Origin of the sequence: Mesonia profundi, from assembly GCF_031085155.1 — a bacterium.
Lineage (GTDB): Bacteria > Bacteroidota > Bacteroidia > Flavobacteriales > Flavobacteriaceae > Mesonia > Mesonia profundi.
The window spans coordinates 109,323-131,393 of record NZ_JAVHUL010000002.1; the positions used below are offsets into that span (position 1 = coordinate 109,323).

A 22,071-nucleotide genomic window follows, 5' to 3' on the forward strand; every position below is an offset into this window, starting at 1 on the left:
AAACTAAATTACAAAACCATGACCAAAAACTTTGTACAAGAATTAACTTGGAGAGGAATGCTGCATGATGCCATGCCAGGAACAGAAGAACATTTACAAGAAAAGATGCGTGCTGCTTATGTGGGAATAGATCCTACGGCAGATTCTTTACATATTGGTCATTTGGTGGGCGTAATGATGTTAAGACACTTTCAATTGTCTGGACATAAGCCTTTTGCTTTAATAGGAGGAGCAACGGGAATGATAGGAGATCCTTCTGGGAAGTCTAAAGAAAGAAATTTATTAGATGAAAAAGCTTTAGCCCATAACCAAGCAGCCATTAAAGCGCAGTTAGAGCGATTTCTAGATTTCTCTCAGCAAGAAGAAAACGGTGCGGTATTGGTGAATAATTATGACTGGATGAAAGATTTCAGTTTCTTAGAATTTGCTAGAGATGTAGGAAAACACATTACCGTAAATTATATGATGGCAAAAGATTCGGTTAAGAAAAGACTTTCTTCGGAATCTAAAGAAGGAATGAGCTTTACGGAATTTACGTACCAATTGCTTCAAGGATATGATTTTTTGCATTTATTCAATAAGCATGAGTGTAGTTTACAAATGGGAGGAAGTGACCAGTGGGGAAATATCACTACTGGAACCGAACTGATAAGAAGAATAGGAAATGGGAAAGGCTTTGCAATTACCTGTCCGTTGATTACAAAAGCAGACGGAACCAAATTCGGGAAAACCGAAGGAGGAAACATCTGGCTAGATGCCGAAAGAACTTCGCCTTACAAGTTTTATCAATACTGGTTAAATACAAGTGATGAGGATGCGGCAAAATACATTAAGATTTTTACGTTTTTATCTCAAGAAGAAATAGAGAACCTTGTCAAAGCGCATCACGAAGCACCACACGCAAGGCAATTACAAAAGAAACTCGCCGAAGAAGTAACCACGATGGTACATTCTAAAGAAGAGCTGGAGAATGTCATTAAAGCTTCCCAAGTGTTATTTGGGAAAAGTACCGCTAGCGATTTAAGAGACTTAGATCAAAAGACCTTCTTAGATATTTTTGAAGGCGTACCTCAAGCTGAAGTAAAGCGTCAATTTATTGAAGGTGGTTTAGATATGATTGCAGCTTTGGCAGCCGAGACGAATTTTTTAAAGAGTAATGGAGAGGCTAGAAGAGCTCTAAAAGAAAATGCTATCTCGGTAAATAAAGAGAAAGTGAAAGAAGATTATTTGATTACCAAAGAGGATCTTATTAATGATACCTACGTGATTTTAAATAAAGGAAAGAAAAATACTTATATTTTAAAAGCGGTGTAAGTTATTAAAAAACGGAAACCCCAAGCATTGCGCTTGGGGTTTCCTACTAACTAACCAATCTATTATGAAATAACTTTCATCTTAGCTCTTATTAAGACGTAATAAAAATAGCTTAATTACAGGCTTTGGAGAACTTTAACATAATTATAATACCATAAGGTTACAGCCTCTTACATCGCTTGCGTCAAACCTTCCTAGAATCTCAAATTCATTACTTCCTACTTGCTTTCCTAAATCTTGCGTCGCTATAAACGAGCAAGAGTGAAGGTTGGCTAAATCAATCACATTAATGCCTCCTGTTTTTTGCTGCGGAAGAAAACTCAGCGCATCTTCAGGATCGCGAATAAGCAGGTGCATGTGACTAGGGCAAGAAAATATTCCTTGGCCCTTAGAATAGGCTTGAGATAATAACTCAGTCATTCCATATTCGCTATGAATATGATCCACCTCAAATGCTTCTGCCAGGATCTCGTGTAATTCTGTGCGAATCATTTCTTTTCTTCTTCCTTTCATTCCGCCGGTTTCCATAAGGATGGTATTTTTCAGCTGAAGCTGAAACTCTTCCGCTAAATCTAATAAGGCAAAGGAGACACCAATAAGTAAAGTTTTGATCTTTCTCTTTTCCAGAGATTGAAGAGTCTGGGAAAGTTCCTTTAAGTTATTCAGATAAAAACCACTTTCTGGGTACTTGCTTTTTTTGATAAAATCATTCGCCATATAAACCAAAGACGATCCTTTTCTATCTAGGTAGGCGGGGAGCAGAGCCAAAACGGCATAATCTTCTAATGCGCCATAAAATTGATCAAATCCGTTTAGGAAAGATTTTTCGTAGAGGCGTAGGTCTTTTACGTAATGCTTACTCACTTGACTGCCTGAAGTGCCACTGCTGGTGAAGATGTCCTCATGCGTTGCATCTCGATCAAGAATTTTCTTTGACTTAAAAAACTCAATAGGTAAAAAGGGAATATCCTTTAAAGCTTTAATTGTAGCGGCATCTTTCTTTAAATAAGTACAAAACTCATGATAAACAGCATTGTTTTGATACTGATATTGAAAAACCTCTAGAGCTACTTTTTCGAAGTCTTGTTGGTTCTTAATGGAAAAAATACGTTGTTGTAAGGCCATTTGATGTTGAGATCAAGTACAAAAATAAAAAAAGCGCCTCTTAAAAGAGACGCTTTGATTGTGAATTAAGTGAAAGATTATTTAATCACTAATTTTTTAGTAGCTGTTTTTCCTTCAACAGAAACTTTTACTAGATAAACCCCGCTAGCTAAACTAGAAACATTTAAAGTAGAATTCGTTAAAGTTTGAGCGATTACCTGCTTTCCTAAAAGGTTGTAAACTTCGATAGAAGCCGCTTCAGACGAAGTTGTTCCAATGGTTACGAAACCAGTATTTGTTGGGTTTGGATATAAGCTTACGTTGGTTAACGCATGATTGTTTACCGACAAGTCTGCTTCAAAATCAGCTAAGCTCCTTGGGAAGATTTGCGGAGTAACCGTGGTTCCATCATCAAAACGAGCCGCAATTCCAACAAGGTTGGTTAATTGTGTGTTAGGAATAATTTCACCAATGTAATCTGCATCATAAAACTGTGTTCTCATAGTTACCATTTCACCTCCGTTAGAGATATTATATTCTGTTCCTACATCAAAAGTAGCTGTCCCGTCACCATCTACAAAAGTAATGTTGGTGAAAGCGATTAATTCAGACTCGTAGCTTTGAGGACTTGCGATATAATCTGCCATAGTTACTACTTGCGGAGATAAAGCGTTTCCGTTAGAGGTTGCAGCACCAGGATCAGACTCTGGTATAAATTGCATAGTTCCGTTATATTCGTTTAACTCTCCTGTAATTCCTGTAATTCCGTCAGCAATCGTGTAGGTAGTAGTGATGTTTCCTGCAATATCATCAATTAAGATGGCACCTGTAGCATCTTCAATATACTTCTGACCTCTAAAAGATTGTTGGTAAGTTAACAACACTTCTCCAGTAAGCGTATAGATTGCATTTAGAGGACTTTGTCTTAAGGTAGCAATATCTGAAACATTGGTTGTTGGCTCACAAGAAGCAGAAGGCACTGTTCCTTGAAGGTTACAGTTAGCACTTGTAATGGTATAAGTTAAGTCTGTTCCTTCAGGAATGTTGGTCACGACAATACTTCCTGTAGCCATAGTAGAAGGATCATCTGGGCTAGTTACAGTTCCTGCATTGATTGTAAAGGTATAGGTTTCTGTTCCTCCCCCTGTAAAAGTAGCGGTAGCTGTATACGTGTCTGAAGTTGCTCCTTCAGTTTCTGAATCACAAACGACAGAATCTACAATAACCACTAAAGGGCAAGATGATGTTCCCGGTGTAAATGTTCCAATCTCAATGATGTTTTCGAATCCAGTTGTTCCACATTGTCCGTCTAAATCACTGTTAAAGTAGTTCCAATCTGCTACATTAAATGTTCCATTGGCAGTTGTTCCATTCGCTCTTTTAGCGTATCCGTCTTTGTACTCCCAAGCTTCTCCAGTACCGTCTAGACCCTCTACACCAAATTGATCAATGACAGAAGAATCTGCATCTAAAACAATTCTCATTCTATCATCTCCATTAAAGCTCATTACGCTTGATGAAGTTGCTAATGTATTCGTAGCACTAGGAAATTCTGTTGCAAAAGCAGGATCATCTGCATAGATGTATGCAAACTCATCGGTTAGCGTTCCTAAATCAGCAAGATTAAGGGCATTACCCCAAGTAGTGTTGGTATTGGTTTGATTCTCCAAGGAATACATAGAAAAATCTACCGTTCCGTCCGCATAAACCTCTAGCACTTTTGGATTTCCTCCAGCACAATCGCCATCGGCGATCATAGTGATAATTGGTGTTTGAGCCATAGATGTAAATGCTATAAACATCAATGACATGAATAGAGTAATTTTTTTCATAATAAAAAGGTGTTTTTTTAAACGTACCCAAAGATACAAATATGTCCACTTAATTCTTATAATTTTCTTAAAACTTTGTTTTCTTTGGGTATAATTAACTGTAATTGTGTGTTTTAATTTTACTTTTTAATAGTAAGATATAAATGCATTTTTAGTTGAATGCCCAAGAAAATGCAGGAGCTTCTACCGTTGCAGGAAGACTGTAATCCATCAAGAGGCTTGCATCTTCACCTTCAATTTGAACGTTTGATAAAGGTCCATCGTCAGCCATATCTATAGTTGTGTCGTATCCTGTTAAAGATAAACCTGTAATAGTTGCTCCAGATTGTGCTTTAAACTGTAATGCTTTACCACCAGCTTGAGAAACAGCAGTAAAGTTAGTAATAGTTGGATTGTTGTTATCTCCATCTGCTTCTAATGCGGTTGAGAAATTGCTTTCTGTATGTAATACATAAGTATTGGTTAATGTACCATTCCACCCTTCTGTCCAGTCAATAGCATCATCTTGTAAGTCTTTTACGTAAACATTTGTTGCGTTAACAGAACCTCCAAAAAACTCGATTCCATCATCTTCTCCACCTATAAAAGCAACGTTATTGATTGTTGTTCCTGAACCAACCGCATAAAGCGTCAACCCATTATATTGAGAATCAGCGTTAATTTGTGCTCCCGATTGCTTAATGATTAAATATTCAATAGAACCAGAGTTATCTGTACTGTCATCACCACCATAGATAAGGCCTCCTACTTCTGCAGTTACATTTGTTCCTGCAGCAGTTACAGCGTTTCCTAATAACAACAAACCTCCCCAAGTTCCTTCTGAAGATGGAGCCATTACTACCGGGTTAGATTCGGTTCCTTCGATAAAAATTTGACCTCCTTTTTGAACAGCGATATAAACATCTGTTCCTGTTCCTGTTTCGATAGTTGTTCCTGCAGGGATTGTTAGAGAAGCTCCATTTTCAATACTTAAAATACCTTGTAAGTTATAAGTTACTGAAGCATCTAAAGTCCTATCAGAAGTAATAGATCCGTTAAGTAAGTTGTCACTTCCAGCATTAGCTACCCAAGCAAAGTCTTCTATGTTTACGGTTGCCGGACCAGTATAAGCATTAGCTAAATCTGCTATTTCTCCATTGATATAAACATTAGCTAAAGGACCACCATCAGAAAAATCTAAAGTAGTGTCATAACCATTTAAAGATAAACCAGTAATAGTTGCTCCAGATTGTGCTTTAAATTGTAAAGCTTTTCCACCTGTTTGAGAAACAGCCGTAAAGTTTACGATTTGAGGATCGTTGTTTACACCGTCAGCTTCAATTGCCGTAGAGAAGTCACCTTCACTATGTAAAACATACGTATTGGTTAAGATTCCGTTCCATCCTTCAGTCCAATCAATCGCATCATCTTCTAAGTTTTCTACATAAACGTTAGAAGCATTTACTGATCCACCAAAAAATTCGATACCGTCATCAGTTCCGTTAAGGATAGCTATATTGCTAATGTTCGTTCCAGATCCTACTGCGTAAAGTGTTAATCCGTTGTATTGAGAGTCTGCGTTAATTTGAGCTCCCGACTGCTCGATGATTAAATATTCGATAGAACCAGAGTCATCAGAACTGTTGTTACCACCATAAATAAGCCCTCCAACTTCTGCAGTAGCATTTGTACCAGCAGTAGTTTGTGCATCACCTAAGATTACTACTCCTCCCCATTCTCCGGCAGTAGTAGGTCCCATTTTTACAGGCGCACTAGCAGTACCTTGAATATCTATTTGAGCACCTTTTTGAACGACTAAATATACATCTGTTCCTGTACCAGTGTTAATCGTAGTTCCTGCAGGAATAGTTAATTTGTTTCCTTCTTCTACACTTAAAATACCAGTTAAATTATAAGTTACTGAAGAGTCTAATGTAGTGTCTTCAGTGATCATTCCGTTTAATTCAGCAGAAGGAGTTGATCCATCGTCATCTGAGCTAGATGAATCGTCGTCGCTACTACAGCTAATTGCGGTCATACTCAATACTGCGATCGAGCAGAAAATCGATAAATGTTTAATTGCTTTTTTCATTTGTTTAGTGTTTAAAATTAAAATTAAAGTTCAAGTTTATAGTTTGATTTAAAAATTATAGTTAATACCTAAGGTAAATATGGCTCCTCTGGTATATAATCTTGTAGTTTGGTTGCTTTCACTTTGAGCTCCTCCAGAAAGAGGCAGTACATCTTGTGTTCTTTTGATATCTGGATTTAAAATATTTTGAGCTTTAAACCTTAATAACAATCTTTCTGATAGCTCTTGGCTAAGCGTAGCATTTAGGGTTACGAAACCTTCTTCAATAATTTCATTATTGTAGAGTACTGAGTTCTCTTGGGTTTGACTATCTGGAGCAGATCCCAATGCAAATATTTTATCTGAAGCGTAATTCCCTGAAATGTTTGCGTTAAATTCCCTTTCCCAGTTGGTTGAAAAGTTTAAAGAAGAGTTTACGATATAATCTGAAGCTCCCTGTAAACCTATTTCATTTTTTTTGTTGTACTTAAATGTTCTGGCAAGTGTTCCATCCTCATTAAATTCTGTTTTTAAGTCTTGATTATGCCACATTCTACTAAAATTAATACCCCAGTCTATGTTGATTCCATTTTCTTCATCCGAAGCAATCAACCCTATGTTTGCGTCTAATTCTATCCCATAGATAGTAGCTTCTTCTCCTGAGTTGAAGAAAGAAAATACGCCTGCAGAACCTCTATCTAACACTCTGTTGATTGGGTCTTTGATACTCTTGTAAAAAGCAGTGGCAGAAATAAGCTCTTTATTGGTTGGGAAAAATTCCCATTTCAAATCTAAATTATAGACGTTACTAGCTTCTAGGCCAACATTCCCTCTGGTGATTTGCCCAGTAGCCGAAACATACTCAAATGGAGCAATTTCTTTAAACTCTGGTAAGGTGATGGTTTTACTGGCAGCCAATCTAAAATTGTGCTTTTCATTTAAAGCATATTTTATATTTAAAGCTGGGTAGAAATTATCGTAACTTTTTTCAACACTTCCATCTTCACCACCAGGAGCATTGGCAACATCGTAGTTGAGGTCTATCATGTCTTTTTGATAACGAGCTCCTATGTTTAAATTAAATTTGCTGAAAGAGTAATTAACATTTAAAAAACCTGCGCTCGAATTAAGTTCGGCATCATATTTATCAGGTCTAATATTGCCATCATCGTCAGTTCTTACAAGCCTAAGATCTAACAAATCATTATTGAAGTTTTCGGCAGTAAAGACAGCGTCAAGATTATCTATAGATGGAGGGGTAACCCCAGCTCCATTTTCTGTCACCCCAAAAAATTCAGAAGTAAAATCTCGAGTTTTATTTCTATAGTTACCTCCCAAGCTTAGCTTTAACGTTGAGGTTGAATCGTTTTCAAAAACGGTAAACTCGTCTTTTAACCTAGCATTATATTCTAAATCTTCAAGAATCTGAGAAGTTTTTCTTTGCTGAAAACCTCCTTGAAATCCTAATTCAACAAGTTCCCCTTCGGTATTGGTAGGTTTCTTGATATTTACTTCATTACGAATACGGTTGGGTTCATCTGCATTTAGTTTATTATACCCCAATCCCCATGTAAGGTGATTTTTTTCTCCAATTTCGTGATCACCTAATAACTGATTAACCCATAGTCTTGTTTGCTTTGTATTTTGATCCCTAACAAATTGACTGTATTGATCTTCGTTGTTAACTTCTTCAAAAACAAAACCTTCTCGATTTCTACCTACTTCATAAACCTCATCTTTTACTTTGTTTACAAATAGGCTTAAAGCTTTAATTTCGTTTTTCTTGTTAAAACGATATTTCAAATCCAATAATCCAGTAGTGTTGATGGTGTTATTGTATAAGGAAGCATCTGTAAATTCTACATTCCTTCTGTTTCTTTCAAACTGTCTAAAAATACCTTCAGAGTATTCAAATTTGCTTGATTGAGAACCTGTGAAAAATACCTTGAATTTCTCTCCAATCTTTTTTCCAGCAGTCAAAGAATATTGATAGTTGATAGGCATATTAGTGCTTTGGGCATTCCAAGTCTGGTCGGTAATAGCATCTTTTGTAGAAATGTCTTTAGAATAGAAACCTAAAGAAAGGTCACTTTCATTGGCAGTTCGTTTAAAATTGCTGCCAATACCTTCTGCATTTGCATTTGTGTTTAATCCTACTTGGGTTCCAAAACCAAATTCTTGTAACCCAACTAAACTCCTAGAGCTTATGTCTATACTTCCCGAAGATTGATCGGCCGAGTTTGCTGAAGAATAGGTTTTACTTATGGATACACTTTGAACAATTCGTGTAGGGAACAAGCTTAGGTCAATATTTTTTCTTTCAATATCATCTGAAGGAATAGGCATTCCGTTAAGGGTAGTGTATAAATAACGGTCACCAAGTCCTCTCACAAAAACATCTCCAGATGCTTCACTACTACTAACTCCAGAAATTTTGGTAGTTGCTGTAGCAGCATCACTTACGCCAAGCTTAGTAAGTTCTTGAGAACCTATACTCTCTTTAATATCAACAGCATCTTTTTGATCAAGCAAAAGAGCTACTTCAGAGTCTCTTCTACTTACTGTAGTAATCATTACTTCATCTAATGCAGCAGCACTCGCTCCTAAGCCAGTATTTATTTCAGTTACTTTATTGGCTTCAACTTTTACATTAGGAATCTCTACCGTTTCGTACCCAATAAAACTAACTACAATGGTATAAATATCTGTAGGTATGTTTTCAATTTTATACAATCCATCAAAATCAGAGGTGGTGCCTTTAGAGGTGTTTTTAACGGTAACATTTGCAAAAGGCAAAGGCTCGTTATTCATTTCTTTATCGCTAAGGGCCCCAGCGATAGTTCCAGTTTCTTGGGCAAATGCGAAAGCTGAAAAGAAAAATAAGATTTGGGCAAAAAGTTTTTTCATTACATGTTTATTTACGAGGCAAAGAAAAACAAGAGAAGTCTAAAAGGGGTTACCCGCAGATTAACTATACCCTGCCTTAGTGTTAGCAAATCCTTACCAATGTTAAGAAATTGGAAAAAATCTTAACTTAGGGGTTTTAATATTATACTTACTTTTACCTAAATTTTAATCCTATTGGTTATGAGTAAAAATGACATCAGTATATTGCTTGTTGACGATGATCCAGACATTCTAGAGATTGTGAGCTACAACCTTTCTGCGGAAGGCTACCAAATATTTACTGCCGAAAATGGAAAAGAAGCGGTAAAGAAGGCAAAGAAGAAAAAGCCGAATTTAATTATTCTAGATGTAATGATGCCAGAGATGGATGGGATTGAAGCTTGTGAACAGATAAGGAAAATACCTGCTTTGCAAAATACTATTATTACTTTTTTGACCGCTAGAGGAGAAGATTATTCTCAAATGGCAGGTTTTGATGCTGGAGCAGATGATTACATTACTAAACCCATTAGACCAAAAGTATTGGTGAGTAAAGTAAAAGCTCTATTAAGAAGACTTCATGCCGAAGAGCCCGAAAGCAATATTGTTACCATAGGAGATCTTACCATTAATAGAGATGAGTATAAAATTCTTAACGGGGAAGATGAAATTATTTTACCGCGAAAAGAATTCGAGCTGCTTTCACTTTTAGCTTCTAAACCAGGAAGAGTCTTTACCCGAGAAGATATTTTAAATCAAGTTTGGGGCAATGAGGTGGTCGTGGGAGGAAGAACCATCGATGTACACATTAGAAAATTAAGAGAGAAAATAGGAGATGAGAGGTTTAAGACCGTAAAAGGAGTAGGGTATAAGTTTGTAATCTAATGGCTAAAGAATTTAAACGATCTTATAAATTTGCTTTCTATACTTCAGGATTTATCACTTTATTTATGGTGGGTCTCATCCTGTTGTATGAAGTAATTTACCTTCGCTCTTTTCACTGGCAACCGCTGTTGTTCTTCGGAATCTGCTGTTCTGTTTTTTCGTTTCTCATTATTCAATTGCGAATCGAACACTTTATCTACAAGAGGGTCAAAGCGGTTTATGATAATGTCTCCCTGTTAGAGTCTTCTAATTTACAAGAAAAGCAAGTCACGACAGATATGGCTACCCTGACCAAAGAGATTGAAAAATTTGCGAAGGGCAAAAAGCTAGAGATAGAATCTTTAAAGGTGAGAGAAAACTACAGAAAAGAATTTATGGGAAACATTGCTCATGAATTAAAAACGCCACTTTTTACGGTTCAGGGGTATGTGCTTACCTTAATTGATGGTGCCATTAAAGACAAAAACGTACGAGACAAATACTTGGAACGCGCCAGTAAGGGAGTAGACAGGCTAATCTATATTGTTAAAGATTTAGATATGATCAACAAGCTAGAAACAGGCGATTTACATCTAGACAAAGAAAAGTATAACATTGTAGAGCTTATAGAGAGTGTGTTTGACATGTTAGAAATGAAGGCAGCCAAAAAGAACATCTCCTTAACCTTTGATATGGATTATAACGATAAGATCCTGGTCTTTTCTGATAAGGAAAGAATACAGCAAGTGCTTACCAATTTAATCGTTAACTCTATTAAGTACGGTAAAAATGATGGTACAACCGAGGTAAGCATAGAGAATCTTATCAAGAATAAAATCATTATCAGGATCACTGATAACGGAGAAGGCATTGAGCAGAAAAATATTCCGCGTCTCTTTGAACGTTTTTATCGGGTAGATAAAAGTGGTTCTAGAAAAGAGGGTGGTTCCGGACTCGGACTTTCCATCGTAAAACATATTTTAGAAGCTCATAACGAGAAAACCTATGTAGAAAGTGATTTTGGGGTAGGGAGCGAGTTTTCATTTACCTTAGAGAAACTGAAAAAAAATACCTAAAGTCAAAAAGTTCGTATGGGTAGAAGTATAGCGGCTAAACTAAAGTTGTTTAGAGCGAACCTGATTTCTTCCGAAGATAAAAAGAAGATTTTTTTCGCTTCCGCGGATTTCTTCTCGCAATCTTTTTAAGATGCATAAAACATCCATCTAAAACCAAAATAGATTAAAATCCATGTTTCTTTGTTGTATGAGGGATAAGAATACAGCTAATGCCAAGTTCTCATTTCTAATGAAGCAGAACTGCTAAGTTATTCTTTTTTGTTACAAACAAAAATAACATGGATTACCTCTGCATTATTTTAATTAATTTTACCGAAAATATTAAAACTAAGCCGTGGGAAGTAAAAATAAGTTAAGACGTTTTAAAGAGAATGAAACCTTTACAAATGTTATTCAACCTTCAAGAGAAGAAATTGTCGAAGAAAGCTTTCCGTTAAAGGGAAAATGGAGAAAAGACTTCTTTAAAAACGAGCAACCTATCGTATTAGAATTAGGTTGTGGAAAAGGAGAATACTGCTTAGGGCTTGCTGAAATGTTCCCCGAAAAGAACTTTTTAGGAATAGACATTAAAGGCGCTCGTTTTTGGAGAGGCGCAAAAACAGCATTAGAAGATGGGATTGCTAACGTAGGTTTCTTAAGAACTCAGATAGAGCTTATTGATTGTATTTTTGAAAAAAATGAAATTGATGAAATCTGGATTACCTTTCCAGATCCGCAAATCAAATACAAGCGCACCAAACACCGCTTAACCAACACCCAGTTTTTACAGAAGTATAAACACATCCTTAAAGAAGACGGAATCGTCAATTTAAAAACCGATAGCGAATTTATGCATGGCTACACCTTGGGCTTGTTGCATGGGGAAGGGCACGAGATTCTACACGCCAATCATGACGTGTATAAAAACGAATACAGTCCAAAAGAAGTGGTAGGCATACAAACTTTCTATGAAAAGCAGTATCTTGAACAAAATAAACGCATTACCTACATAAAATTTAAAGTGAAATAGATTTGATAGAAACATTACAACTTTTTTTAATAACGTATTTCGCAGCTTTGGCAGGAGTGATTCCTCCAGGCTTGGTGAATATGACGGTAGCAAAAAGTTGTGTGGATAAAGGCAAGCGAAGCGGTGTCCTTGTAGCCTTGGGAGCTTCGATTATTGTGTTTATCCAGGCTTTAATTGCCATTCTAATGGCAAAATACATTTTTACGCATCCCTACGTGCAAAAAATGATGCTTCGCGCGGGGCTTGTAGTTTTTGTAATTATGGGAATTTACTTTTTTATTGAGGCACGAAAAGAAAAAACGAAAGTGGAGGCTTCCAAAAAGAGTTCGGCAAAAAGTTTTTTAAAGGGAGTAATGATTGCTTCGGTAAATGTTTTTCCTATTCCTTATTTTGTGGCCATTAGTACGGCCTTTAATCCTGATCAAGGCTATGGGTGGTTGAATATTACTGCATTTTCTTTTGCAGCGGCATTAGGAACTTTTACGACCTTGTATATTTATGTAATTTCCTTTTTGAAGATAGAAAAGCACACTAAGTCGTTCTCTAAGTATTCCAATTACTTTATGGCCGCTCTTATGGCCATCTTAATTATAGTCACCTTAGTTAGAATTTTCGCAGATGGCTAAAGACAATTTCTACCATAGAGTATATGAAGTCGCTCGACAAATCCCTTATGGGAGAGTTACCAGTTATGGCGCAATAGCTAAAGCCATAGGCGCTGCTAAAAGTGCTAGAATGGTAGGTTATGCAATGAATGGAGCTTCTGCACTAGAAGATGTTCCTGCGCACCGAGTGGTGAATAGAAATGGCCTACTTACAGGAAAACATCATTTCCCAGGTACGCACCTAATGCAACAGTTATTAGAAAGCGAAGGAATAGAGGTGGAGGGCGATAAAGTTCAGGATTTTAAAGCTCTTTTTTGGGATCCTAAGAGCGATTCTAAAAAGTAAACCGGGCATAGATAAATTCGGTCAATCTCCTTCTTTGTTACATACTTAACCCTTATATTTGCATTTAGAATTATTCTAAGTAAGCATAATAGAAACAAGATTTTTATGAAGTTGCAAAAAAATGAAATCCTAAAAGCGCTAGAAACTATTAGTGTTTCGGGAGAAGGACAAAATATGGTAGAAAGTGGAGTCGTAAAAAACGTACTTACTTTTGGAGATGAGGTCATTGTAGATTTACAATTGACTACTCCGGCATTACATATTAAAAAGAGAGCAGAAGTAGATGTGATGAAAGCGATTCACGAGCATGTATATAAAAAGGCTAAAGTGAAGGTAAACATTAAGGTTGATGCTCCAAAAGACACGAAGAACGAGATCAAAGGGAAGGCAATTCCTGGTATAAAAAATATTGTAGCCGTGGCTTCAGGAAAAGGAGGCGTAGGGAAATCTACGGTTACCGCAAATTTAGCGGTAAGCTTAGCTAAAATGGGCTTTAAAGTAGGTTTGTTGGATGCAGATATTTACGGACCATCAACAACGATGATGTTTGATGTAGAAAGAGAAAAACCTCTTTCGGTTACAGTAGATGGAAAATCTAAGATGAAACCTGTAGAAAATTACGGGGTAAAAATCCTATCCATCGGTTTCTTTACCAAACCTAGCCAAGCGGTAATTTGGAGAGGGCCTATGGCGGCAAAAGCATTAAATCAGATGATTTTTGATGCCGATTGGGGAGAGCTAGATTTTCTTTTAGTAGACCTTCCTCCAGGAACGGGAGATATTCACTTATCAATTATGCAGTCGCTACCTATTACAGGAGCTGTGATTGTGAGTACGCCTCAAAACGTAGCTTTAGCAGATGCTAAAAAAGGAGTAGCGATGTTTCGTCAAGAAAGTATTAATGTACCTATTATCGGGATTATTGAAAATATGGCGTATTTTACTCCAGAGGAGTTGCCAGATAATAAGTATTATATTTTTGGAGAGAAAGGAGCTAAGAATTTAGCTAAAGATTTAGAAATTCCATTTTTGGGAGAACTTCCTTTGGTACAAAGCATTCGCGAATCTGGTGATATAGGAAGACCTGCAGCATTACAAACAGGAACACCTATTGCGCTAGCCTTAGAAGAAATCACCAAAAATGTAGTACAACAAACGGTGGATAGAAATAAAGATTTACCGCCAACAGAAGCGATAAAAATCACCACCATGGCAGGTTGTAGTGCCGTTAAAAACTAAACCTATGAAAGTAGCAAATCACGAATTGAGAGCAAATGTAGAAAAGGCATTAGAAGAGATAAGACCTTTTTTAAGAAATGACGGAGGAGATATTTCGCTGGTCGAAATCAATGCGGAAGAGAATATGGTGAAAGTTCAATTAGAAGGAGCTTGCGTAGGTTGTAGCGTGAATCAAATGACGCTAAAATCTGGGGTAGAGATGACGATCAAGAAGTATGCACCTCAAATTGAAAAAGTGATTAATGTGAATTAAAAAAGATTTTTCCGTCAAGCGGAAGTAAAAAATCGAACAGTACAAAAGTTATGATTAAAACAGATATACTGATTATTGGAGCCGGTCCCACGGGTTTATTTACGGTATTTGAAGCTGGCTTACTTAAATTAAAATGTCATCTTATAGACGCATTGCCTCAACCGGGAGGTCAATGTTCAGAAATATATCCCAAAAAACCCATTTATGATATCCCTGCTTTTCCTGAAGTTTTAGCAGGAGATCTAGTAGATAACCTGATGGAGCAAATCAAGCCCTTTGAGCCTGGTTTTACCTTAGGAGAACGCGCAGAAACCATAGAGAAACTGGAAGATGATACGTTTATTGTCACGACTAGTAGAGGCACCAAACACCACGCTCCTGTGGTAGCTATTGCAGGAGGTTTAGGTAGTTTTGAACCTAGAAAACCACCGCTGGCTGATATTGCAAAATTTGAAGATAAAGGCGTAGAATATATTATTAGAGATCCAGAAGTATACCGCGACAAACGCGTGGTCATTGCTGGAGGAGGAGATTCTGCTTTAGACTGGAGTATCTTCTTGGCCGATGTAGCTTCAGAAGTAACTTTGGTGCACCGTAGAAACGAGTTTAGAGGCGCTTTAGATTCGGTAGATCGCGTGAAGGTTTTAAAGGATTTAGGAAAGATCAAGTTGGTGACTCCGGGAGAAATTATTCAGTTAAATGGGGAAGATGAATTAGAGTCGGTTTTAATCCGTAAAAACAATGAAGCTTCCGAAGAAATTTTGCTAGAAGTAGATCACTTTATTCCTTTATTCGGACTTTCTCCTAAACTCGGTCCTATAGCCGATTGGGGCTTAGAGATTGAAAAAAATGCGATTAAAGTCGATAATTCGTTAGATTACCAAACCAATATTCCTGGTATTTATGCCATTGGAGATGTGAATACTTATCCTGGGAAGTTAAAACTGATTCTTTGCGGTTTTCACGAAGCCACTTTAATGTGTCAGAGTGCTTACCAGCGTATTTTTCCAGATAAAAAATACGTGATGAAATATACCACCGTTGGCGGAGTTACTGGTTTTGATGGAACCAAAAAAGAAGCCCCAAAAGCAGTTGTTAAAGCCATTGACTAATGAGTGATATTAAGATTACAATTATAGACAGGGAGGGTGTAGAGCATCAGATAGACGCGCCCACAGATATGGCGATGAACCTTATGGAAGTCGTGCGTTCTTATGAGCTTGCGCCAGAAGGAACTATTGGAATTTGTGGCGGAATGGCCATGTGCGCTTCTTGCCAATGTTATGTGCTGTCTAACACCGAGCTTCCCGAAATGCAAGATGATGAAGAAGCCATGCTTGCCGAAGCTTTTTATGTAGAAGACAACAGCCGTTTGAGCTGTCAAATCCCTATGCTTCCGGAGATGGAGGGCCTAAAAGTAAAACTAGCACCAGAATCTTAGGTATTTTTTAAATTTTATAAAATGTAAAAAGCCCGCACTATTGCGGGCTTTTTTAGGTTTAAGCCTAGGGAGAATTTTCTCTGGGTTTTTTGTGAAACGATAGTAATTGAACTAGTTTGCTGGTTTGCTTTTTGGGGCTCTTCCATTTTTATTTTCTGAAAAAATTCAGCACTAAGAAAGCTTTTATCTAGGATTTCATGAATAGGGAAACGATATCCCAATTTTAATTTCGAACAAGCATAAATCTTTATTTACAGTAGGATATGATTTTCTTTTTCAAAGCAGAGAGAAGTATGAAGCAAGCATTCATCGCTGTTATTTAAGGGATTAATAATTAGACAAGTAGCTTTGTTATTTTAAAAATATAAACTTTAATAATATTATTTTAATCGACAAAAGACAAATAAATACGATAAGATTGATTGCTTTAGTAACTATTGAATAATTTATGATAATTTGTAATAAATTAAACTTTTTTAACATATCTTAGTAAAAGATTAATTAATTTATTAACATTTGTAAGTAGGTATTATATGAATAAAACTAAACTTTTCAAGTCTATTTTGCATAGTGCTACTTTTCTAAGGCAGTTTCCTGTACAGAACAATTCTGCGTTTAAAGAAAGGTAATTCTATAGGAAAACTTAGAACCTAAACCCCTCCAACATTTTTGAAGCTAGAACTTCAGTTATTAGGTATGTTTATTATACCTGCCCCAACGCAAACTGATTTGCCAAAATAAAGCTTAGCGATGGAATGGTGCTTTCTTTTTGGGAGTTACCCCATCTACTTAGGCAATAAGTTTAATAACCTAACACTTTTTTTAATGACTAATTAATACTTTTATTATGAAAAAAATTATATTATTATGTGTTGCAACTCTGGCTGCCACGCTTATGTGGACGCCTGGGCACGCGCAAGTCTATGGCGAAACCTGCGACGGCCCCATAACGGTCTCCAGTTTGCCTTTTAATGATGCTGGAAATACCTCCACGTATGGAGATGATTACGAGAGCGGTGACGTTCCTGCGCTAACTCCAGATGCAGTTGGGGACCCTTATGAAAACTATTTGGGAGGAGACGATGTGGTGTATGCCTATACTCCAACGCAAAATCAACTGATTGATATTTCTGTTACAAATCATGGCACTTATACAGGTGTATTTGTGATGACTGGATGCCCATTCACGAGTACAGTAGGTGGACATACACTCACTTCTGGTACAGCAGCTTTAGAGGTTAACGGTCTTCCGGTTCAAACAGGAGAGACTTATTACATTGTAATCTCTACTTGGGCGGATCCACAAAGCACCGATTATGTGATAGATATTGTTGATGCTACTCCTGCATGTACTCCTCCCCAGAATTTGTCGGTTTCCGTTAACGGGCCAAATAATGCTGGATTATCATGGGAAGAGCCTATCACTGGTGAGCCAGATGGCTATCTTGCTAAATTGGTGGAAGGAGACAGTACGGAACCCACTTCTGGATTTTATACGATGGCAAGTGATAATTTAGGATTTGGATATACTGGCGGCTTAACCCCAAACACCGATTATTATTATTGGATTAAAAGCGATTGCGGAAGTGAAGAAAGCAGTCTGGCCATGATATACTTTAAAACAACTTGTGCAACTGTAAGCGACTTTTCTGAAGATTTTGAAGCCACAACGGGTTCAGATCTTCCTAATTGCTGGACAAAAGTAGGAGCTGCAGGAAGTGTTAAGACTCAAGCTAGTACGGGTATTTCTGGAGCTAGAGTTCTATATATGTATGACGGTGCAACTGTAGCCTTGCCTTCTGTAGACAATGCTGCTGCTAATACACATCAAATTTCAATGAATGTTAGAGCCAATTTTACTGCAGGGGAAACCATTGAATTTGGGTATTTATTAGACTCCTCTGATGAAACTAGCTTTGTTCTTATTTCATCTATTGAGACTGATAGTAGCACGACTCCACAAGAGTTTTTGGCTACACCAACAGGAATGCCTGCAGGCGATGTTGTTTTTGCTTTGCATACCGTTGGAGCTGTCAGCGTACTTATAGACGATGTGAGTTGGGAGCTTGCTCCTGCTTGCCCTAAGGTAACAGGTCTTATCGCTAATAATATTGGCACTACTACCGTAGATTTAGATTGGGATACCGATACGAGCTCTATGGACTGGGATGTATTTGTGGTTGAACACGATGAAACTAACCCAACGCTTCCAAGTGGTAGCGGAACTGATCCTAGTGTAGGAAGTCATCCTTATACTAAAACAGGTTTATCTCCTAATACTACATATGATTTTTATGTACGTGCCGATTGTGATATGTATGTAGCCGATTGGACTGGTCCCGTTACCTTTACGACGGCTTGTGGCGCAATAACCGCTATGTTTGAAGATTTCGATTCTTACGGTACAGGAAGTATCGTTCCTGATTGTTGGGAAAGAATGGTTCCAGCAGTCTCTGCAGGTAGTCAGTCCATATCTTCAACTTCTCCAGCTTCTGGAACTCGGAATATATATCAGTACACTTCAGCTACTTCAACTTCTGTGATTGTAGCACTACCTGAGTTCTCTAATATAGATGCTGGAACGCATTGGTTAAAGTTTAAAGCAAGAGTTGGCTCAGGAACAGGAACCCTTTCAGTAGGATATGTTACCGATGTGAGTGATTATGATAGCTTTATATTAATTGAAGATGTTGCTATTAACAATTCAACTTATGCTTCAAATTCTGAATATTCAGTGATTGTTCCTAATACTGTTCCTGCGGGTGCAAGATTGGCAATCAAATCTGCTAACAATGCAACTAGCCACTATTGGGATGATGTTTCTTGGGAGCAAGTACCTTCTTGTATCGCACCAACAGCGCTTGTTGCAACAGGTGTAGCCGAGACGACGGCAGACATCGATTGGACTGCTGGTGCTTCTGAATCTTCTTGGAATATTTCTTGGGGAACTCCAGGTTATACTCCTGGGGATGCAGAAGAAATAGCAACAGATGTTGCTGCTGTTACTAACTATCAAATAACTGGTCTAACAGCTGAAACTGCCTATGACGTGTACGTTCAAGCCGATTGTAACTTAGATGGAACAAGTGACTGGGTAGGACCGTTAGACGTGTACACAGGATATTGTATTCCAACTAATTCAGGAGATGATGCTTATATAGAAAGCGTTACTATAACAGGAGATTCAAGTCAAGATATCAGCAACCTCAATTCTGGTGCTGGTTTAACTGGAACAGGTTATAGCGATTTCTCTGCTCAAACTGTAATGGTTAGCCCAGAGGGAGACATTGATTACTCCGTTACAATGGAAAGTGGAGAAACTGCAGGTTTAAAAATCTGGATAGACTGGAACAATGACCTTATGTTTGATGAAACAACTGAAGTGGTTTTTGAATCTTCGAGTTATTCCGCAGATTATACAGGCGCTATCACAATGCCAGCAGGAGCTACAGGAAGCCATAGAATGAGAATTGGATCTTCTTACACTCCAAGTAGTGGACCTGCTAATGCTTGTTCTCATACTGGTGAAGGAGAATATGAAGATTACACCATTGACATTATTGTACTAGCTACTTGTACTGAGGCTGTTGCAGGAACAGTTTTGGGAAATACCACAATGGAAGTATGTGCTTTAGCACCTTTTAGTATGTCTGTTACAGGTAATTCAGAACCTGCAGATGGTTTAACTCGTACTTGGCAATCATCTCCAGCTGGAGCAGGTACTTGGACTGATTTAGGTGTGGCTGCTTCAACTCTTAATGTTGCTGGAATTGATACAGCAACAGACTATCGTTACCATGTAGAGTGCATCAACGGAGATATAGATGATTCTGCTGTAATAGCAGTAAGTTTAAATCCGAATCCGTCAGATTGCTATTGTATACCTGAAGGAACAAATTCAGGTCGTTACATCGATAACTTTGCTACCACTGGCGGAGCTCAAAATATTTCCAACATGGGTAGTGGATATTCTGCTGATGGGTATGGCGATTTTACAACTATGACTGTTGAAGCGAATGCTGGTGATGAACTTAGCTTTACCGCTGATATTATAGGAGGAACTGCTGGATTTAGAATCTGGGTTGACTGGAATCAAGATGGTTTGTTTGATACTACAGAAGAAGTTGCATACAGTAGCTCAGGTTATAGTGCTGCACATGCAGGAGATTTTACCATCCCTTTAAGTGCAGCTACAGGAGAAACAAGAATGAGAATAGTGAGTCATTGGCTTTCAACCTCTGGTGATGTTGACCCTTGTGAAACAGGTTTTACGAATGGTGAATTTGAAGACTATACAATCGACATTACTCCATTCTCAGGCTTTATTTATGAAGCTGGCGCTTGGTCACCAAGTGACCCTAATACCAATGCAACAGCCTCAGATAATATCGTTGTTATAGATGGTGAAGCCAGCTTTACCGGTGACATCGAAGTGAACAACATCACCGTGAACAGCGGAGCCACTTTAAACGTGGAAAGCGTGTTGACCATCAATGGAGATATCACCAATAACGGAGATATGATCTTTAAAAGTGCCGCTACCAGCGATGGAGAATTGGCAGCAGTGCCTGCAAGTTCTAGCATTACAGGGGAGTTTACTGTAGAGCGTTACACGAGTGCTAATAGAGCTTATCGTTTTGTAAGTAGTCCGGTAACGACAAGTACTTCTATTCACGCCAACTGGCAAGAAGGAGCAACAAGTGCTACCGATAATCCAGCACCAGGTTTTGGAACACACATTACAGGAAGCACCACCGACCAACAAAATGGTTTTGATGGGACAGTAACTGGGAATCCGTCTTTATTTACCTTAGATGCGGCTAACCAAGATTTTGCAGCGGTAGCCAATACCGATGTGAATACGATTACGGCAGGAGAAGGCTATTTACTTTTTGTACGTGGAGATCGCTCTATAGATTTAACAACCAATGCTTCGGCAGGGGAAACCACCTTACGTAGCCGTGGGACATTGCATATTGGAGATTTAACTCAAACCAGCAACCTAAGCAGTGTTGCTAATGAGTTCAATTTAATTGCAAATCCTTACCAGAGTGCTATAGACATTACTTCGGTAATTGCGAACTCTCAAAACTTAAATGCCAATTATTGCTACGTGTATGATCCTAGTTTAGGAGTTAACGGAGCCTATGTAACGGTAGATTTAAGTGATGGTAGTAATGGAGCAAGTTCACAGGCTAACCAATACGTACAGCCAGGACAAGCCGTTCAAGTAGCTACGGATTCAAATGGAACTACTTCTGTTTTATTTTCTGAAGCCGATAAAGCACCAGGAAATCATACTAGTACCTTTAGAGCAGAGAGTTTAGTGAATGCTAATGGATTTATTAAAACGCAGTTGTATACCACAGAGAACTATGTGGCTGGAGCCAAACTTCACGATAACTTTATGATTCATTTTTCTTCGGCATACAACAATGTGCTTAATAGTGAAGATGCAGTAAAAGCATTCAACTTTACCGAAAACATGGGAACAGGAAGTCTTGGCGCTGTGTATAGTATAGAGCGCAGAAAGATGCCTGTAGATGCAGAAGAGATTCAGCTATTTACAGACAACTACGAACACCAAGGATATACCTTGTTAGTTGAAACAGGAAATTTAGGTGAAGCTAAAGCGTATTTTGTAGATTCCTTTACGGAAGAAGAAGTAGCTTTAGTAGAAGGAGAGAATCTAATTAATTTTAATGTAGATCTAGATTCTGAGCAGAGTAAAGCTACCGATAGATTCTACCTAAGATTTGAAGAACAAGGCTTGTTTACAGACAGTAGTGTATTAGATCATAGCTTACAACTTTATCCTAATCCAACTACGATTGAAAGTGGATTCTACCTAAGCTCTTCTTTATGGAAAGATCAACAGGTGAGCATTAGTGTACGTGACCTTCTAGGAAGAGAAGTATACAGCTCACAAGAAATTTTTACCAATGGGAAGATTCATGTAAGCCCGGGCAATAGCTTAGGGAATGGAACTTACTTTGTAGAAGTGAAGCAAGGAGATCAGCGTATTGTTAAACGCTTTATAACTAAATAATTA

The 22,071-nt window shown here is 37.8% G+C and carries 15 protein-coding genes; 11 read left to right on the forward strand and 4 right to left on the reverse strand.

From position 1 onward, the window contains the following. Positions 1 to 18: 18 nt before the first annotated feature. A complete protein-coding gene (tyrS, locus tag RBU60_RS01570; RefSeq protein ID WP_308862860.1) occupies positions 19 to 1,314 on the forward strand; it encodes a tyrosine--tRNA ligase in 1,296 nt (431 codons plus the stop codon). A 144-nt stretch (positions 1,315 to 1,458) separates the two neighbouring features. Here tyrS and RBU60_RS01575 read toward each other — a convergent pair whose 3' ends face one another. The 4 genes from RBU60_RS01575 to RBU60_RS01590 form a co-directional block, all read right to left on the reverse strand. Beyond that, positions 1,459 to 2,439 (reverse strand): LuxE/PaaK family acyltransferase, encoded by a 981-nt coding sequence (locus RBU60_RS01575; RefSeq protein ID WP_308862861.1) that lies wholly within the window; start codon positions 2,437 to 2,439, stop codon positions 1,459 to 1,461. 77 nt (positions 2,440 to 2,516) lie between these two features. Then, positions 2,517 to 4,250 carry a T9SS type A sorting domain-containing protein gene (locus tag RBU60_RS01580; protein ID WP_308862862.1) on the reverse strand — a complete coding sequence of 578 codons (1,734 nt, stop codon included), beginning with the start codon at positions 4,248 to 4,250 and terminating at the stop codon, positions 2,517 to 2,519. Between the two features lie 151 nt (positions 4,251 to 4,401). Further along, a complete protein-coding gene (locus RBU60_RS01585) occupies positions 4,402 to 6,321 on the reverse strand; it encodes a hypothetical protein (protein ID WP_308862863.1) in 1,920 nt (639 codons plus the stop codon). Between the two features lie 48 nt (positions 6,322 to 6,369). Next, the gene (locus RBU60_RS01590) at positions 6,370 to 9,207 is read right to left on the reverse strand and encodes a TonB-dependent receptor (RefSeq protein WP_308862865.1); all 2,838 of its coding nucleotides are present in this window, start codon (positions 9,205 to 9,207) and stop codon (positions 6,370 to 6,372) included. A 180-nt stretch (positions 9,208 to 9,387) separates the two neighbouring features. Between RBU60_RS01590 and RBU60_RS01595 the strand changes: the two genes are divergently transcribed. From RBU60_RS01595 to RBU60_RS01640, 10 genes are all read left to right on the forward strand, one after another. Beyond that, positions 9,388 to 10,071 (forward strand): response regulator transcription factor, encoded by a 684-nt coding sequence (locus RBU60_RS01595; protein WP_308862866.1) that lies wholly within the window; start codon positions 9,388 to 9,390, stop codon positions 10,069 to 10,071. Then, the gene (locus RBU60_RS01600) at positions 10,071 to 11,126 is read left to right on the forward strand and encodes a sensor histidine kinase (protein ID WP_308862867.1); all 1,056 of its coding nucleotides are present in this window, start codon (positions 10,071 to 10,073) and stop codon (positions 11,124 to 11,126) included. Before RBU60_RS01595 ends, RBU60_RS01600 begins: the two co-directional genes overlap by 1 nt. A gap of 334 nt (positions 11,127 to 11,460) precedes the next feature. Next, positions 11,461 to 12,135, forward strand: a complete 675-nt coding sequence (gene trmB / locus RBU60_RS01605) for a tRNA (guanosine(46)-N7)-methyltransferase TrmB (RefSeq protein WP_308862868.1) — start codon at positions 11,461 to 11,463, stop codon at positions 12,133 to 12,135. Positions 12,136 to 12,137: 2 nt separating this feature from the next. Continuing rightward, positions 12,138 to 12,761, forward strand: a complete 624-nt coding sequence (locus tag RBU60_RS01610; protein ID WP_308862869.1) for a LysE family translocator — start codon at positions 12,138 to 12,140, stop codon at positions 12,759 to 12,761. Then, positions 12,754 to 13,086 carry an MGMT family protein gene (locus RBU60_RS01615; protein WP_308862870.1) on the forward strand — a complete coding sequence of 111 codons (333 nt, stop codon included), beginning with the start codon at positions 12,754 to 12,756 and terminating at the stop codon, positions 13,084 to 13,086. The genes RBU60_RS01610 and RBU60_RS01615 overlap by 8 nt, the downstream gene beginning before the upstream one ends. 105 nt (positions 13,087 to 13,191) lie before the next feature. Beyond that, positions 13,192 to 14,325 (forward strand): Mrp/NBP35 family ATP-binding protein, encoded by a 1,134-nt coding sequence (locus RBU60_RS01620; protein ID WP_308862871.1) that lies wholly within the window; start codon positions 13,192 to 13,194, stop codon positions 14,323 to 14,325. Positions 14,326 to 14,329: 4 nt separating this feature from the next. Next, positions 14,330 to 14,578 carry a NifU family protein gene (locus RBU60_RS01625; protein WP_308862872.1) on the forward strand — a complete coding sequence of 83 codons (249 nt, stop codon included), beginning with the start codon at positions 14,330 to 14,332 and terminating at the stop codon, positions 14,576 to 14,578. Between the two features lie 50 nt (positions 14,579 to 14,628). After that, positions 14,629 to 15,690, forward strand: a complete 1,062-nt coding sequence (locus RBU60_RS01630) for an NAD(P)/FAD-dependent oxidoreductase (RefSeq protein ID WP_308862873.1) — start codon at positions 14,629 to 14,631, stop codon at positions 15,688 to 15,690. Next, the gene (locus RBU60_RS01635; protein WP_308862874.1) at positions 15,690 to 16,019 is read left to right on the forward strand and encodes a 2Fe-2S iron-sulfur cluster-binding protein; all 330 of its coding nucleotides are present in this window, start codon (positions 15,690 to 15,692) and stop codon (positions 16,017 to 16,019) included. Before RBU60_RS01630 ends, RBU60_RS01635 begins: the two co-directional genes overlap by 1 nt. An 847-nt stretch (positions 16,020 to 16,866) precedes the next feature. After that, positions 16,867 to 22,068 carry a GEVED domain-containing protein gene (locus RBU60_RS01640; RefSeq protein ID WP_308862875.1) on the forward strand — a complete coding sequence of 1,734 codons (5,202 nt, stop codon included), beginning with the start codon at positions 16,867 to 16,869 and terminating at the stop codon, positions 22,066 to 22,068. Positions 22,069 to 22,071: the final 3 nt, after the last annotated feature.

What these genes read in the sequence shown, in the direction of transcription:
- RBU60_RS01615 (WP_308862870.1), top strand. Translation starts at nt 12,754, where the DNA reads ATGGCTAAAGACAATTTCTACCATAGAGTATATGAAGTCGCTCGACAA.
- RBU60_RS01640 (WP_308862875.1), top strand. Translation starts at nt 16,867, where the DNA reads ATGAAAAAAATTATATTATTATGTGTTGCAACTCTGGCTGCCACGCTT.
- RBU60_RS01625 (WP_308862872.1), top strand. Translation starts at nt 14,330, where the DNA reads ATGAAAGTAGCAAATCACGAATTGAGAGCAAATGTAGAAAAGGCATTA.
- RBU60_RS01595 (WP_308862866.1), top strand. Translation starts at nt 9,388, where the DNA reads ATGAGTAAAAATGACATCAGTATATTGCTTGTTGACGATGATCCAGAC.
- RBU60_RS01580 (WP_308862862.1), bottom strand. Translation starts at nt 4,250, where the DNA reads ATGAAAAAAATTACTCTATTCATGTCATTGATGTTTATAGCATTTACA.
- RBU60_RS01600 (WP_308862867.1), top strand. Translation starts at nt 10,071, where the DNA reads ATGGCTAAAGAATTTAAACGATCTTATAAATTTGCTTTCTATACTTCA.
- tyrS (WP_308862860.1), top strand. Translation starts at nt 19, where the DNA reads ATGACCAAAAACTTTGTACAAGAATTAACTTGGAGAGGAATGCTGCAT.
- RBU60_RS01635 (WP_308862874.1), top strand. Translation starts at nt 15,690, where the DNA reads ATGAGTGATATTAAGATTACAATTATAGACAGGGAGGGTGTAGAGCAT.
- RBU60_RS01630 (WP_308862873.1), top strand. Translation starts at nt 14,629, where the DNA reads ATGATTAAAACAGATATACTGATTATTGGAGCCGGTCCCACGGGTTTA.
- RBU60_RS01590 (WP_308862865.1), bottom strand. Translation starts at nt 9,207, where the DNA reads ATGAAAAAACTTTTTGCCCAAATCTTATTTTTCTTTTCAGCTTTCGCA.
- RBU60_RS01620 (WP_308862871.1), top strand. Translation starts at nt 13,192, where the DNA reads ATGAAGTTGCAAAAAAATGAAATCCTAAAAGCGCTAGAAACTATTAGT.
- RBU60_RS01585 (WP_308862863.1), bottom strand. Translation starts at nt 6,321, where the DNA reads ATGAAAAAAGCAATTAAACATTTATCGATTTTCTGCTCGATCGCAGTA.
- RBU60_RS01575 (WP_308862861.1), bottom strand. Translation starts at nt 2,439, where the DNA reads ATGGCCTTACAACAACGTATTTTTTCCATTAAGAACCAACAAGACTTC.